The sequence below is a fragment of the Ruegeria sp. AF7 genome, assembly GCF_056541885.1.
This window is the reverse complement of sequence record NZ_JBQFYX010000003.1, coordinates 206,351-221,468: the sequence shown is the minus strand read 5'-3', so window position 1 is coordinate 221,468 and position 15,118 is coordinate 206,351. Positions and strand designations below refer to the sequence as shown.

Annotated in this window: 15 protein-coding genes; 6 read left to right on the top strand and 9 right to left on the bottom strand. The window is 58.6% G+C overall.

Going from position 1 to position 15,118, the window contains the following annotated elements:
• Positions 1 to 22: 22 nt before the first annotated feature.
• Positions 23 to 1,474: an aldehyde dehydrogenase family protein gene (locus tag ACR0AP_RS09525; RefSeq protein WP_480506547.1), complete on the top strand. Its 1,452-nt coding sequence runs from the start codon at positions 23 to 25 to the stop codon at positions 1,472 to 1,474.
• 16 nt (positions 1,475 to 1,490) lie between these two features.
• On the opposite strand, the gene ACR0AP_RS09520 is transcribed toward ACR0AP_RS09525, so the two are convergent.
• On the bottom strand, positions 1,491 to 2,504 hold the full coding sequence (locus ACR0AP_RS09520; protein WP_480506546.1) for a hypothetical protein: 1,014 nt from the start codon (positions 2,502 to 2,504) through the stop codon (positions 1,491 to 1,493).
• A gap of 234 nt (positions 2,505 to 2,738) precedes the next feature.
• A complete protein-coding gene (gene pncB / locus ACR0AP_RS09515) occupies positions 2,739 to 4,031 on the bottom strand; it encodes a nicotinate phosphoribosyltransferase (protein WP_480506545.1) in 1,293 nt (430 codons plus the stop codon).
• 164 nt (positions 4,032 to 4,195) lie between these two features.
• Between pncB and ACR0AP_RS09510 the strand changes: the two genes are divergently transcribed.
• Positions 4,196 to 4,729, top strand: coding sequence for a hypothetical protein (locus tag ACR0AP_RS09510; RefSeq protein WP_209505148.1), 534 nt, complete (start codon positions 4,196 to 4,198; stop codon positions 4,727 to 4,729).
• On the opposite strand, the gene pncA is transcribed toward ACR0AP_RS09510, so the two are convergent.
• The gene (gene pncA, locus ACR0AP_RS09505; protein ID WP_480506544.1) at positions 4,726 to 5,319 is read right to left on the bottom strand and encodes a bifunctional nicotinamidase/pyrazinamidase; all 594 of its coding nucleotides are present in this window, start codon (positions 5,317 to 5,319) and stop codon (positions 4,726 to 4,728) included. The genes ACR0AP_RS09510 and pncA overlap by 4 nt on opposite strands.
• Before the next feature lie 97 nt (positions 5,320 to 5,416).
• Between pncA and trhO the strand changes: the two genes are divergently transcribed.
• Positions 5,417 to 6,322, top strand: coding sequence for an oxygen-dependent tRNA uridine(34) hydroxylase TrhO (gene trhO, locus ACR0AP_RS09500; RefSeq protein WP_480506543.1), 906 nt, complete (start codon positions 5,417 to 5,419; stop codon positions 6,320 to 6,322).
• A 65-nt stretch (positions 6,323 to 6,387) separates the two neighbouring features.
• Positions 6,388 to 6,900, top strand: a complete 513-nt coding sequence (locus ACR0AP_RS09495) for a potassium channel family protein (protein WP_480487029.1) — start codon at positions 6,388 to 6,390, stop codon at positions 6,898 to 6,900.
• A gap of 3 nt (positions 6,901 to 6,903) precedes the next feature.
• On the opposite strand, the gene ACR0AP_RS09490 is transcribed toward ACR0AP_RS09495, so the two are convergent.
• Complete coding sequence (locus tag ACR0AP_RS09490) at positions 6,904 to 7,233, bottom strand: hypothetical protein (RefSeq protein WP_209505144.1); 330 nt, start codon at positions 7,231 to 7,233, stop codon at positions 6,904 to 6,906.
• Positions 7,234 to 7,420: 187 nt separating this feature from the next.
• Here ACR0AP_RS09490 and betB point away from each other — a divergent pair, with 187 nt between their 5' ends.
• Together betB and ACR0AP_RS09480 are read left to right on the top strand one after the other, a co-directional pair.
• The gene (betB, locus tag ACR0AP_RS09485; RefSeq protein ID WP_480506542.1) at positions 7,421 to 8,875 is read left to right on the top strand and encodes a betaine-aldehyde dehydrogenase; all 1,455 of its coding nucleotides are present in this window, start codon (positions 7,421 to 7,423) and stop codon (positions 8,873 to 8,875) included.
• A gap of 119 nt (positions 8,876 to 8,994) precedes the next feature.
• Positions 8,995 to 10,362, top strand: coding sequence for an MmgE/PrpD family protein (locus ACR0AP_RS09480; protein ID WP_480506541.1), 1,368 nt, complete (start codon positions 8,995 to 8,997; stop codon positions 10,360 to 10,362).
• Positions 10,363 to 10,420: 58 nt separating this feature from the next.
• Here ACR0AP_RS09480 and ACR0AP_RS09475 read toward each other — a convergent pair whose 3' ends face one another.
• The 5 genes from ACR0AP_RS09475 to ACR0AP_RS09455 are packed head-to-tail and all read right to left on the bottom strand — an operon-like array spanning position 10,421 to position 15,052.
• Positions 10,421 to 12,568, bottom strand: coding sequence for a hypothetical protein (locus ACR0AP_RS09475; RefSeq protein WP_480506540.1), 2,148 nt, complete (start codon positions 12,566 to 12,568; stop codon positions 10,421 to 10,423).
• Positions 12,565 to 13,434 carry a flagellar motor stator protein MotA gene (gene motA / locus ACR0AP_RS09470; RefSeq protein WP_209505140.1) on the bottom strand — a complete coding sequence of 290 codons (870 nt, stop codon included), beginning with the start codon at positions 13,432 to 13,434 and terminating at the stop codon, positions 12,565 to 12,567. The genes ACR0AP_RS09475 and motA overlap by 4 nt, the downstream gene beginning before the upstream one ends.
• Positions 13,435 to 13,481: 47 nt before the next feature.
• Positions 13,482 to 14,066 (bottom strand): MotE family protein, encoded by a 585-nt coding sequence (locus ACR0AP_RS09465; protein WP_480506539.1) that lies wholly within the window; start codon positions 14,064 to 14,066, stop codon positions 13,482 to 13,484.
• Positions 14,063 to 14,545, bottom strand: a complete 483-nt coding sequence (locus ACR0AP_RS09460) for a DUF6468 domain-containing protein (protein ID WP_480506538.1) — start codon at positions 14,543 to 14,545, stop codon at positions 14,063 to 14,065. Before ACR0AP_RS09460 ends, ACR0AP_RS09465 begins: the two co-directional genes overlap by 4 nt.
• Positions 14,546 to 14,554: 9 nt before the next feature.
• Entirely contained in the window at positions 14,555 to 15,052 is a 498-nt protein-coding gene (locus ACR0AP_RS09455; RefSeq protein WP_480506537.1) for a flagellar basal body-associated FliL family protein, read from the bottom strand.
• Positions 15,053 to 15,118: the final 66 nt, after the last annotated feature.

The following is a 15,118-nucleotide window of genomic DNA, read 5'->3' as shown; positions in this document are numbered from 1 at the left end:
TAGAGCCTGAACGGAGGCCAAAATGACCCAACCACTCTGGTTTGATCCCACCCTGTGCCTGATTGGCGGAAACTGGATACCTGCGACATCAGGCGACTCATTGCCTTTGACCAACCCGTCAGACGGAACCGAGATTTGCCGGATCCCGCGCGGCTCGGGTGTGGATATTGACGCGGCGGTCGCCGCCGCCAGAACTGCGTTAAAGGGCGACTGGGGGCGCAAGACGGCCTTGGAGCGTGGGCGCATCCTGACCCGGCTGGGCCAGCTGGTGTTGGAACGGGTGGACGATCTGGCGCGGCTTGAGGCGATGGATGTGGGCAAGCCCCTGACGCAGGCCCGCGCCGATGCCATCGCGCTGGCGCGCTATTGTGAGTTCTACGGGGGTGCAGCGGACAAGGTGATGGGTGAGACCATTCCCTATCTCGATGGCTACACCGTCTATACACTGCGCGAACCCCATGGGGTGACAGGCCACATCGTGCCCTGGAACTATCCGATGCAGATTATCGGGCGCTCGGTCGGGGCCGCGGTGGCCATGGGCAACGCCTGTGTTCTGAAACCGGCGGAAGAGGCCTGTCTGACCGCGCTGGCCTTTGCCCATCTTGCACAGCAAGCGGGTCTGCCAGCAGGTGCACTGAATGTTGTGCCCGGTCTGGGGGCCGAGGCCGGAGCCGCACTGTCCGGGCATCCGGGGGTCAACCATATCTCGTTCACTGGTTCGGTCGCCACGGGGGCCCTGGTGCAGCAGGCCGCGGGGCGCAATGTAGTGCCTGTGACGCTGGAACTGGGCGGAAAATCCCCCCAGCTGGTGTTTGATGATGCCGATCTGGATGCCGCCCTGCCGTTTCTGGTGAATGCGGGCATTCAGAACGCAGGACAGACCTGCTCGGCCTCCTCCCGCATTCTGGTACAGCGCGGTATCTATGATCAGGTCAAATCCCGCATGGCCGAGGCCTATGAACAGCTCAGCGTTGGACCCGCGATGCAGGATCTTCGCGTTGGACCACTGATCTCGGACCGGCAAAAGCAGATCGTAAACAGCTTTCTGGACAAAGGCGCCGATCTGACCGTTGCGGCAAAAGGGATGATCACAAAGGATGCGCCGGAAACCGGGGCATATGTCCGGCCCACCTTGTTCGCGGACGTGCCACCGGATCACCCGCTTGCCCGCGACGAAATCTTCGGTCCCGTTCAGGTTCTGATCCCGTTCGACACCGAAGAACAGGCTCTAACTATAGCCAATAGCACCGACTATGGCCTTGTCGCCAGTGTCTGGACACGCGACGGTGCGCGGCAGATGCGGTTGGCGAAAACGCTGCACTCAGGTCAGGTTTTCATCAATAACTACGGTGCAGGCGGCGGTGTTGAACTGCCGTTTGGTGGGGTAGGAAAATCCGGCCACGGCCGCGAAAAAGGGTTCGAAGCTTTGTACGGCTTTTCACAGTTGAAGACAGTTGCCGCGTTTCACGGATAGCACTTACCCAGGCAAGTCAGATCAGCTTTGTTTCCAACGCGTGATTGCCCCAAATCTGCGATGTTCGCGTGGCAGAATGCCCACTGAACCAACCTCCGACCACCTCGTCGGCAACGTTGGCACTGGCGGGGAACTTTTGTTTCCCGCCGTCTGCCAGGATCACGAAGTCAAACCAGACCCGAACAGAATACGGCACATTGATCCGGCCAGAATTCAGGTTGTACTTATGCCAGTGTACCGGGCAGCTTAAGAAAACAACTTTGTTGAAATGTGCCCCCATCTCGGCCGCTTTCATGACGACATTGCAGCCGTGGCTGTGGGCAACCACATCACAGCCGTGATAAACCTCGAGATCTATCCAGTTTTTCAAGTGTTTGGCAGCAATATGGCGACCGCGATCAGACCATCTGCCCTCCCATTCATAGTAGTTCTGCCCTGAATAGATGTCGTTACGATGCGGCTTGATGTAATTGTGCAGATCTCCGACATGGGGATAGTACCATGTGGGGTCAGGATTGACTTCGAAGTGAGTGCCATGAACAAGAAGCAACCCCGGGACACCGGTTATTTGTTGCGGCGGCGCCGGTGGAACACTCGAAATCGACGGGTCGGAGATCAGAGCGGACGACAATACAGCAATCAAATCTTGCGAGAGCGGATCCAATTGCGCCCAACGTGCCGTAAGCACACCAAGCCAAAGGCGTGGTGAAAAGGATTCTGGCGAATACAGTTTGAGGCACGAACTCAGCGCAGCAAGAGCAACAATTGAATCAGGAGCCGCCAGTCCAATCTTCAAAGCAGCGCCGATGTGTTCGGCGTTCGGCTGTTCTTCTGCTGCTCGGATCGCCTCGAACAAATGTTGGTAATACCCCTCAGGCTCTGGCGAAGTAAGCAGGTCAACGGGCCGTAGGTCTCCGGGGTCATCAAAGAAACGCATGTATTCGCGGGCGGACATTTGGCGGTCGTCAATTGGTCGGAATCCGAGCATGACAAGCTGTTTGGACAAAACAGCATCGTCGGTTTCTTCCAAACCGCGGCCCAACAGGAAAAGGTCGCTGTCATCGCCTTCGGCTCGCAGAAACTGCGCGCGGGATATCAGGTATGCAGCGTAGGAAAAAAGTGAAAGCTCATCCCGGGATCCGCCGGTATCGTAGAAGTTCTTTGGTTCAAAAATCATTGCATCTCAACCTTAATGCTCAATGGGAATGCTACCCAAACTAACATCAGGTGAGTTGCTGACAAATGATGAATGCGCCGCCGTGGTTCAGACGATCACTTCGATCGCCTTTTGCGTTCCGACATCAAACACCCGCTTGTAGCGTTCGATCTGGTCCTTCGGGCCCATCGCCTTTTCCGGGTTGTCCGACAGCTTTACCGTCGGGCGTCCATTGGCGGATACGGCTTTGCAGACCAATGAGAACGGCGCCAGCGCGTCATTTGGAACCAGACTGCGGAAATCGTTGGTCAGCAAGGTACCCCAGCCAAAGGATACTTTGGTGCGGTCAGCAAACTGCGCATGCAATTCCTGGATTTTGTCCACGTCCAACCCGTCCGAGAAAATGATCCGTTTCTGGGTCGGGTCTTCACCGCGTGCGTTCCACCAGTCGATGGCCACCTCGGCCGCAGCAGCCGGATCACCGCTGTCGATGCGAATACCGGTCCAGCCCGCCAGCCAGTCGGGCGCGTTGTCCAGAAACCCCTTGGTACCGTAGGTATCGGGCAAGATGATGCGCAGGTTGCCGTCATGTTCGTCATGCCAGTCGCTGAGAACATCATATGGGGCCTGCGCCAGCGCTTCATCCGTATCCGCCAACGCGGAATAGACCATCGGCAGCTCATGCGCGTTGGTGCCGATGGCCTCAACCTCACGCCGCATCGCGATCAGGCAGTTCGAGGTTCCGGTAAACGCGGGGCCCAGTCCTTCGATCATCGCCTGCACACACCAGTCCTGCCACAGGAAGGAATGCCGTCGTCGTGTGCCGAAATCGGCGATCCCCAGACCGTTGATCGTGCTCAGCTTTTCGATCTTTTCCCACACGCGGGTCATCGCGCGGGCATATAGCACCTGTAGCGCAAACCGGCGCATGTCGTTCAGCACAGCACGCGAGCGCAGTTCCATCAGCACCGCCAGCGCCGGAATTTCCCACAACATGACTTCGTGCCATTTGCCTTCAAAGGTCAGTTCATACTGATCGCCTTTGCGTTCAAGGTGGTAGGGCGGCAGGCGCATATTCTCGAACCATTCCATGAAATCGGAACGGAACATCTGGCGTTTTCCATAGAACATGTTGCCCCGCAGCCAGGTGCTTTCCCCTCGGCTGAGACTAAGCGTGCGGATATGATCCAGCTGTTCCCGCAGCTCACCTTCGTCGATCAAACGGGCCAAAGGCACGTGATTCGACCGGTTGATCAGGGAAAACACCACGTTTGTTTGGGGCTTGTTTCGAAACACTGACTGGCACATCAGCAGTTTGTAGAAGTCTGTGTCGATTAAAGACCGGACAATCGGGTCAATCTTCCATTTGTGATTGTAGACACGGGTCGCGATGTCGACCATGGGGAACTCCTGCGATTTCCGTAGTTAGATCAATCGACAACGGGAATGGCAAGAGTCGCTGATTTGGTTACAATGCCAGCATGACGTCACAATACGGGCATATTGTGCATTGTTTTCGCCGGTTAGTGAGAGAAGGGGATGGAAAGACGAAACTGAGTTTGTGAATGGGTCTCGAGTACGATTTTGATATTGTTAATGTAGCACTGAACGAAATTGACCCGGAGAAGCTGGGGTCAGACTCTGATGTGGAACGCCAGGTGTGTGCGGTGTTTCGCGACATCAGAACAGCGGATGCGCTACGGGGAACATCGCCGAAAATCCGCAAGATTTTCCTGGATGCCGGGTTCAGCCTCGAGTCGCGGAACAGCGGCATCGTGCCCGGCGTATTTCCGGCCGAAGATCAGGTGGACCGGGTCAGGATTCTGCGTTCTCTGTTTGAGAACATAAAATCGCGCGGCGTTCAGGGGGAGTATTGCGGCGAGTTCAACCTGTGGGATTTTCTGCATTACATTCGGATGGCGCAGCCCATGGCCGGGATCGTGCGTACGCGTCAGGTGCGCAAAGCGCCTCCACAGCAACAGCAACCCGTTTCGGAACGTCGGCGTTCAATTTCGGGGCGTATCGGGTTGGCGTTTGGGCTGGCCGTTGTTTTGTTTGTGACGATCAAACTGCTGGCTGCTGCCGGGGCGACACCTTAGGCCAGCGTAACACCGGCATCGCGCATGGCCTGCTCGGCGGCAGCCAGTGATCCGTCCATATCAATCGCGCGGCAGGCATCCATCCGGACTATCACATCGAATCCCAACCGGGCAGCGTCTACAGCCGAATAGTGAACGCAGAAATCGGTCGCCAATCCAACCAGTGTCAAACGGGTGATGCCTCGGGTCTCAAGATAGCCTTTCAGGCCTGTTGGCGTCTGATGGTCATTTTCGAAGAACGCGGAGTAGCTGTCGATGCCACTGCGGAACCCCTTGCGCAGGATCAAATCTCCATCGGTGCGCAGTTCAGGGTGAAACGCAGCACCGTTTGAGCCCTGAACGCAATGGTCCGGCCACAGCACCTGCGGGCCATAAGGCATGTCGATCAGCTCGAACGGGTTTTTGCTTTTGTGCGAGCTGGCAAAGGAAGAATGCCCCGCCGGATGCCAGTCCTGCGTCAGGATCACGGCGTCGAACTCCTCCATCATGGTATTGATAGACGCGACGATTTCGTCTCCTCCGGTCACTGCCAAGGCACCGCCCGGACAGAAATCGTTCTGGACATCGATGACAAGCAGGGCATGGGTCATGGCGGCCTCCGTAAAACTGCCTTATCGGTAGGGGGCCGGGGCCGGGGCGTCAATGCAATCCCTTGCGACTCCGGGTTTGCGGGGGTAGATCGCGCATATGTACACGATCGCTGCCCTCTACCACTTTACCCGATTCCCGGACCCCGTCGCACTGCGCGAACCGTTGCTTGATCTGTGCCGCGCGCAGTCCGTCACGGGAACGCTGTTGCTGGCACAGGAAGGCATCAACGGCACCATCGCAGGCCCACGCGCCGGGATCGATGCGGTTTTGGCACATATCCGTGCCTTGCCCGGTTGCTCGGACCTGGAGTGGAAAGAGGCGACCTCGGATCATCCGCCTTTCGGCAAGATGAAAGTGCGGCTGAAGAAAGAGATCGTGACCATGGGTCAGCCGGATGTCGATCCGCGCGCCCGTGTCGGCAACTATGTCGACCCGCAGGACTGGAACGATCTGATCCGTTCGGAAGATGTCGTGGTGATCGACACCCGCAATGACTACGAAGTGGCGATCGGCACGTTTGAAGGCGCAATAGACCCTGAAACAGCCAGTTTCCGCGAATTTCCTGCCTGGTGGGCGGCGAACAAGGACCGCTTTCACAACAAGCGCGTTGCCATGTTCTGCACCGGCGGTATCCGGTGCGAGAAATCCACCAATTACCTATTGGGGCAGGGGGTCGAGGATGTCTATCACCTCAAAGGTGGCATCCTGCGCTATCTTGAAGAGATGCCATCCGAAGACAGTTCGTGGCAGGGTGAATGCTTTGTGTTCGACAACCGTGTCTCGGTTGGCCACGGCCTTGTAGAAGGGCCGCACAGGCTGTGCCATGGCTGCCGTCGTCCGATCCTGCCCGAGGATATGAAACGCCCCGAATATGAACATGGCGTGTCCTGTCACCAATGCATCGACGAGACCTCCGAGGCCGACAAGAAGCGCTTTCGTGAACGGCAAAAACAGATTGTGCTTGCGCGCAAGCGGGGCGAGCCGCATTTGCGTCAGGACTGAAAGCGGGTTGCAGGCCCTTGCTTTAGGTCGGATGATCACCCTCAGACTAGGCTGAGAGAGCGTTCATGCATCGCAAACCCACAACTTTGGAAGAATGGAAATCGACCCTGATTGCGGCATTGGGGCTGGTTCTGACAAGTTTTCTTGCCTGGTTCGGGTTGTCGCGCCTGAACGAAACCGCTGCGGGTGACATGATCGGAACAATCGCGTCAGTTGGCCTGCTGATCTGGCTGGTGTCGCAATCCTGGTACTACATGACACAGGTGAAATCGCCGCGACGGCTTTTGTTCCTGATGGGCGTGTCATTCATCCAGGTCGTCCCGTTCCTGTTCGCCGCCGTCTACGGGGCTTTTGGGTACAACGACAACTGTGTGGTCGGGGCGCAGGGTCCAGGGGATGTCCTGTATTTTTCATATGTCACCTTTACCACGGTCGGGTATGGCGACATGTCCCCGACCGGCCTGTGTCGCGGGCTTGCCGTGTCCGAGGCAGTAACCGGTTACATTCTGCTGGGTATGTTTGTTGCGGCGGCGGTTGCGCTTTATACCCGCAATCATGCGCCAGAAGACCCTAAGTAAGGGTTATCTGTTGTGATCAATCCAGCGGGACATCATTTTCTTGTCCCGAAAACACTCGGACGGGATCGGGCGGCGCTTGCTGCGTGAGATCCGTTCGGCGAACGCCACCTGCTTGCCCGTCGGGTAATTGTCGAACTGCGAGGTGTCGCGCGGTTCGTGGGCGGAAATCCAGTCGGACAACAACCGCCTGTCGCGCTGCGCCTCGACCGGAATCTCAAGCGCTGATTTCTCGGCAATGGCGCGCGCATATCGCATCTGCCGGTCTGTTACCGGAAGCAGATGGTAGTCGTTGTTTGGCCCGTTCAGTGCCACGTGGCGCATGTGCTGGGTCATCGGTTTGTCCTCTGACTATGTAGAACATATATAGAACATTAACCAAAAATTTCAAGGTTTGTGCCCGGTGGCAGGCGTGAACTTGCCGCTTGGATGATTTTATTGACTGGCTAGTCAATAACCTTTAGGGCCGATTCCAAACGACCAAATGCCCCGTCCGGACGGGTGTTAAAGAAAAGGACACGGTATGAAGTTTCAGCCCAAGGCCAGCCATTTCATCGACGGCGCCTATGTCGAGGATACCGATGGCGCGGCCATTGACGTGATCTACCCCGCCACCGGCGAGGTGATTGCCCGCCTGCATTCGGCGACACCGGCGATTGTGGAAAAGGCTCTGAACAGCGCGAAAACGGCTCAGGCAGCCTGGGCCGCACTGACTGGAACGGAACGCGGCCGCATTCTGCGCCGCGCGGCCGACATCATGCGCGACCACAATTATGACCTGTCGGTTCTGGAAACCCATGACACCGGCAAACCGATTCAGGAAACTACGGTGGCAGACGCCACATCGGGTGCGGACGCGCTGGAGTATTTCGGCGGGTTGGCCGCCTCTCTGACCGGCGAGCATATTCCGCTGGGCGGTGGCGATTTCGTCTACACCATCCGTCAGGCGCTGGGCGTTTGCGTCGGCATCGGGGCGTGGAACTATCCCACGCAGATTGCCTGCTGGAAAGGTGCCCCGGCGCTGGCCTGCGGCAACACGATGGTCTTCAAGCCCTCGGAAACGACGCCTCTTTCGGCGTTGAAAGTGGCCGAGATTCTGGTCGAAGCCGGTGCGCCCAAGGGTGTCTACAACGTGATTCAGGGCTATGGCGACGTAGGTGCCGCGCTGGTCACTGATCCGCGTGTGGCCAAGGTCTCGCTGACCGGATCGGTGCCGACAGGCCGCAAGGTTTATGCCGCGGCAGCTGACGGTATGAAGCACGTGACCATGGAACTGGGCGGCAAATCTCCGATGATCGTCTTTGACGATGCCGACATCGAAAACGCGGTGTCCGGCGCGATCCTTGGCAACTTCTATTCATCGGGCCAGGTCTGTTCCAACGGTACCCGCGTCTTTGTGCAAAAAGGGATCAAGGATGCCTTCCTGAAACGCCTGTCCGAACGTCTGGCCAACGCCAAAATCGGCGATCCGATGGACGAGGACGTCAGCTTTGGTCCGATGGTCAGCGAAAACCAGTTGAACATCGCGCTGAGCTACGTCGACAAAGCCAGGGCCGAGGGCGCAAGGCTAGTCTTTGGCGGCAACCGGATCGAAGGCGGCGGTTTCTACATGCAGCCAACCGTTTTTTCTGATGTGACCGATGACATGACCATCGCGCGCGAGGAAATCTTTGGCCCCGTCATGTCGGTGCTGGATTTCGACACGGAATCCGAGGTCATGGCCCGTGCCAATGACACCGAATTTGGTCTGGCCGCAGGCGTCTTCACCAATGACCTGACCCGCGCGCACCGTGTTGTGGCCGGGTTCGAGGCGGGAACCTGTTATATCAACACCTATAACCTTGCCCCGGTCGAAGCCCCGTTCGGCGGATCGAAAATGTCGGGTGTCGGACGCGAGAATTCGAAGCTGGCGATCAACCATTTTTCGGAAATGAAAACGGTCTACGTTTCCATGAATGTCGTCGAAGCCCCTTACTAGGGCCTCTTCTTCGTTCGTTTTCCTCTGTTCCCGACATTTGGCGTCGGGAACAGAGTACCAGCCCGCCCTTACCTGTGGCTGACTTTCCTGTACCGGCCCCGCCCGACAGGAGAGCTCTCATGGCGCATAACCCGCAGACAAATACATTTTCCAGGGTTGCCGATTTCACGCTGACCCGCGCAGCCTCGGACATGCCTGAAAGCGCACTAGAGGCTGCGGCGCTGATGATGCTCGACACGATGGGGATCCTGATCGCATCCGGCCCGATGCAGGCAGGCGTGATCGCGCGGGACACGGCGGCATTGCTTTATGCCAGTACCGATCCTGCATATGGCGCACGGATGTTGTTCGATGGCCGCACCGTCAGCATGGCGGGTGCTGCCTATGCTGCCGCCACGCAAACCGACAATCTGGACGGTCACGACGGATATAACCCCACCAAGGGCCATATCGGGGTGGTCGTGTTGCCAGCGCTGGCCGCACTGGCCGAACATTGCCCGAATCTGACCGGACCCGAGGCTTTGGCGGCGGTCGTTGCCGGGTACGAGGTGGCCGGGCGCGCGGGCCTGTCGCTGCACGCAAGTGTCAGCGACTACCACACTTCCGGTGCTTGGAACGCGCTGGGCGTGGTTGCGATGGCGGCGCGCCTGCGCGGATTATCTGCCGACCAGATGCGGCAGGCGATGGGGATCGCCGAATATCACGGTCCACGCAGTCAGATGATGCGCGAGATTGCCAACCCGACAATGCTGCATGACGGGTCGGGCTGGGGCGCGATGGTAGGGCTTTCCGCCGCTGTTCTGGCCGAACGCGGCTTTACCGGTGCGCCCGCCATCACCATCGAGGCGGAAGAGGTCACACCCTACTGGAATGATCTGGGCACCTTTTGGCAGGTCGAACATCAATACGTGAAACCCTATCCGATCTGTCGCTGGGCCCATGCCGCGATTGATGGCGTGCGCGCTGTCATGATCGCGCATGACCTGACCAGCGCGCAGATCGAAGCGTTGCATATCAACAGCTTTCATCAGGCGGCCTGCCTTTTTGCGGGGCTGCCCGAAACAACCTCGCAAGCGCAGTATTCCCTGCCATTTGCCGTGGCAGTTCAGGCTGTTTACGGGCGCATCGGCGTTGAACATATCTCAGGGTCTGGCCTGTCTGATCCTGCGGTCGCCAATCTGATGTCCCGTATCACGGTCGCGGAAAGCGAACACCACAGCGTCCGGTTTCCCGAAGGGCGCTGGGCAGACGTCACGATCAGGACAACGGATGGCCGCGTTCTGAAATCCGGGGGCATACATGCCCGTGGCGGCCCCGAGGCCCCCATGACGCGGGACGATGTCATCGCCAAGTATACGCAGTTTGCGGCCCCCGTGCTTGGACAGGATCGTGCCGACCGCATCCGTCAAGTGATACTTGGCTGGCCGGACAAAAGCGCGCGGTATGCAGACCTGACACCGCTGATTTTTGATCCGCCAGAACCGTGAACCGCGCCCCGTCCCGCCTGCATCGATCCGGGCAACTGGACCGGTTGGCTGGGAAACCTCACTCCACCCTGACCGTGTTCAGCATTTCGACGATCCTCTGCCGCGTTGCCAGACTGTCCTCCAGCAGGCTTCCCGCATCCGCCAACGGCTTGCCTGACACGCGAACCGGCGGGGCCAAAAGGGCCTCGGAGGTTTGGTTGAGGCTTGCGTACTTTCCGTCAGAGGGCCCAATCCTTTCCTCCGGTAACCCGGCCAGCCATAGGTATCGGTTTGCTTCTTCCTGTTGCCCGCGGTTCTGCATGAGTTCGGCCACCGCCGCATAGTCCTGCACCTTGTCCAACGCCTGCGCCTGCAGGACGAGCGCCTCGTCCGAGGTATCATTGGCCAGCTCAAGCATGGCCTGTTGCGGGCGGTCCGACAACAACGCCGCACGGGCGCGCAGACGGGCACGCTCTGACCGCCGGGCCTGATCTTCAGGCCTGTTTGCCAGCGCAACGGCCTGATCGGCAAAGCCAAGCACGGCCAGGCGTTCGGCCAGTGCAATCGCGGTATCCGTGGATAGCACCGCCGCCCGACCCGACTGCTGCACCAGCGTAACCTGACGCAAAAAGGTAAGGTCGTCTGATCGCTCTGCCAGCAATTGCAGGTGACGGTTGAAAGCGCTGTTGCTGTCCGAACCGTCTGGCAAAGACTGGATCGCATCGAATGCGCTGTCGAAATCCTGGCTCAGACCCAGAGCAATCGCATAGGTGCGGTCCATCATCGGGCCCAGATCGGATCGCCGGAATTCGATCGCGTAAGACCCGGCCAGTTCAAGTTCCTTGGAGGACACGGTCTTGCGGTCGAACCACCGCTTTTCCACCAGCCGCGCCAAAGCCACCGGCGCTTCGCTCTTGGCCCCGGCCGAGGTCGTGACCTTGGTCAGCAGCGCCTCTTCAAGGGCGCTGTCGCCTTCGGCTTCGGCGACGCCAGCCCGGGCCAGCGTAGCGTTCGGGGACGGGATCTGTTCAACCCGGTCGACCGAACGCATGATCCTGCGCGCGGCCTCCAGTTCCTGCGCGTCTGTCAGGTTGTCCGAAAGCCGCGCGCCAAGGTGGCGGCGAAGATGCTCTGGCAGCTTTGCAAAGCTGTGTTCGATGGCTTTAAGATGTGCATCAGGTGCCAGCTTTCCCTCAGATAGCACGGCCCAAAGTGCGACGTCGCTGTTGCACCGTTGCTGGCCCCTGAACGGATTTGGCACCTGTGCCGGCCGCTCATCCACCAGCCGTGCAATCCCTTCAACACGGCCAATCTCATCCGATGGGGTGTTCAATAACTGCAAAACCTTCAGCGCTTCGGCCCCAAAGCCGTGATAGGCATAGAGCTTTGCCAGTTTCAGCGCACTTTCCGCATCAAGACGGTCGAACTCTTTGTACAGGGCGGTGCGCAGGACGGACACCTGCTCTGGAAACGGGCGCGTCCCGGACCATGTCGTGAAGCCCAGTTCAGCCGTTGAGATACAAACCGGGTTGTTATCGATCTGCTGCAAACCAGAGTTCAGAATGTCCTGCAGATCATCCAGAACCGAGGTCACGCGTATGTTCGACGTCAATCCGGGTAACGGTGTCACGGCCTCGGACGAGGCAGAACGGCGCGGTCCGACAGGTGCCAGATTCAGGTCCAGCAGCTCACGGTCCGCCCCTTGCACCAGACGGGTCGACAACTGATCCCTGATCCCGTGCGTCTTCCCGGTCAGAAGCGGCAGGTTCAGCTGGGAAAGAAGCTTGTGTTCCGCGGGAGAAGCTTTCGGCGCTGCCGGTTTTTTTCGAGTCGGCGGAGGGATTTCCGCAAGCAAGGGGGGCAGGGCTATTGCTGGCGCAATGTCCAGAACGATCATCGAGTTTCGAAACAGGAACGCCGACGCGGTGCAGTCGCAACCGAATTCCAGCTCAAGCGCGTCACCGGGTTGCGCTTGCGACAGCGCGGCCAGCCGATCTGATGTCAACCGCCCGAACACCGAACCCGTCCGAAATGTGACACCCTTCAGGTCAATTGCCAGCTTGGCGCCGTTCTTGCGTTGGCTCAGAACCCAACCCGTATCCGGTGGAACGGTGAAAACCAGCCGGGTGTAGCCGTCATGTTCACCGGACCGCACAGTCACCTCTTCAGAGGTTGCGGCCGTTGCAAGCGTGATCAACGCTGCAACCAGTATCGCGGTTTGCCTCATGCTGCGGCCCGTTTGAGCTCTTTCAACGCATCCTCAAGCTCAGAGAAACCGGGGCGGTTGTGCGTTGGTGTGTTCTGGCGTCCGACCTCAATGCACATGGCAGCATTGTGGTTGTGCAGGTTTGCAACCAGAACTTCCTTGATCAACTGATAGAAGTGGTTGTCTTCCTCGACAACGGATTTCAGCTTGGCCGCAAAGGGACCAACCAGACCGTAGGCCAGAAAGACACCCAGAAACGTACCCACAAGGGCGCCGCCGATCAGTTTTCCCAGAACTTCCGGTGGCTGATCAATGGACCCCATTGTCTTGATTACCCCCAGAACGGCGGCGACAATTCCAAGTGCGGGCAGGCCGTCGGCCACGGTTTGCAAGGCGTGGCTCGAATGCAGGGCATGGTGGAAATTCGCTTCCATCCGTTTCTCCAGAACCTCTTCGACCTGATGCGGATCGTCGTAATTCATCGCCGCGGACCGCATCGTGTCGCAAATCAGATCAACCGCTTCCTTGTCGGCCTGAATTCTGGGGTAGGACGAAAACAGGTCCGAGCTGCCGGGGTCTTCGATATGCTGTTCCACCTCTACCGGATTGGCGCGGGCAATGCGGATGAGGGAAAACAGCAGGCACAACAGGTCGCGGTAATCCTCGGGCTTCCATTTCGGGCCTTTAAAGACCTTCCCCATGTCCTTGATCGTGTGTTTCACGCCGCCGATGTCGTTGCTGATCAAAAAGGCACCAACCGCGGCACCACCGATCATCATCATTTCAAACGGAAGCGACTTTAGAATGATGGTCATCTTGCCGCCAGCGGCCAGATAGCCGCCGAAGACCATCACGAAAATGACGACAATTCCAACAATTCCAATCATCTGAGATCTCCGGCTATGTGTGTTGCAACCGCGGGGAACACGGGCGACTATTCCTGAGGGGCCGAGGCGTTTCGGCCCGCCATGACAACGCTGATCGTATAGGCCGCTTCGGGGCTGAGCCCCGCCAGAACCCCGGCTGCCGCATCCGGTGACATGCGTGACAGAAACCCGGCGGCAAAGGTCGGGTCCATGGTTTCGAACAGCGCAGCCGCGTCTTTCGGCTTCATGTTCTGATAGATATCGGTCAGGCGCGTCAGGTCGTTTTCCGCCGCCCTGTCCGCCAGCGCCAGAGTGGTGCGCAACGACTCCTCGGCCTCCTCAAGCGCGGCCATGCGCATCTCGATAGCCTGACCCGCGATTTCCAGAGCGTTTTCCCGCTCGCGCAGCATGTCTTCCTTTTGTTTGACACGTTCTTCCCGGCGCAGAAGTTCAGTCAGCAGAACCCGCATGTCACGAGTGTCGGACGGGGCGGGTTCATCGTGTTCCGCCTCAGGTTTCGCAGGTTTGGCAAAGGCGGGTCCGGCTTCCAGCCCGATGCGGATGGCAGCCGAGCCGATCATCAGCAATGAGATCACGGCAAGTACACCTCCGCGGGGCCGCGCGTTGGGAGTGTTGATCCGCGGGCGGCTCATATCTGCGCCTCGCCTTGCTTGCGGTCATGCCGGAAGAACATCAGCCCCTCAGGTACGCGTGTCTGTTCTTCGGGCGCAGCGGCTTCGCTGGCCTGCGGCTCGGGTTTGCCTTCGTGCTTCACGCTCTCCGGAACTTCGGTGATGGTGCTTGTCTCTGAAACCTCTGCCTCGGGTTGGGGATCAGTGTCTTTTTCAGGCACAACGTCATGCATTGACGCCATCATGAGTTCCAGCCGCTGTGCCACCGTTTCGGCGCGCGCCGTCAGCGCCCTAAGCTGATCGCCCGACTGATCAGAGGCATTGCGCGCATCATCTAGTGATCTCCGCAGCTCTTCCGCCTGGGTCGACAGCACCGCCACCGCGCCGCCGACGCCCTTTTCTAGATCGGCAAAACGCTTGAGACGGCGCGACAGCACAAAACAATACAGACCCGCACCCATAGCGCCGGCGACCAGCAAAATATCCGCAATCAGCTCCAATTTCGCCTCCTAGTTCAAAACAAATTCCATCACCAGCACGTCGCGCACGCGACCTTCGCCAACGACAATCTCGATGCGGCGCAGCAGGTGGCCCCGGATACGCATCAACGCCAGTGAATCCTCAAGATCCTTCAATTCGACGGCCCGCAGATACCCGTTCAGGACATCCATGATTCGCGGTCGCATTTTTTCCACGTCAGTCATGTACGGGGCGTTAACCTCAAGCTGTGCGTGAAACTTCAGATGCCGCGCGCCGCCGGAATTCACCGAAACGATCACCGGCGGCAAATCGATAAAGGCAACATCCGCCAACGCCTTGGCCGGTTCATCCTTGTCCACGTCATGGCTTTCCGCCTTCTCGGCCTTGTTTCCCAGCGGCAGCAGCCCGGACGAGGTCAGGAAATACCCACCGGCGGCACCGGCGATGGCCAGAATCACCCCGACGATCATTCCTTTTTTCCCCTTCTTTTCCGGGGTTTCCGCCTGTTCAGCCGTTGCGTCGGTCATGACGTCCTCATTCCTGTGATCTGCCCTGTCATAACCTTGCAGGGACTAACCGATTGTTAAGGGCAA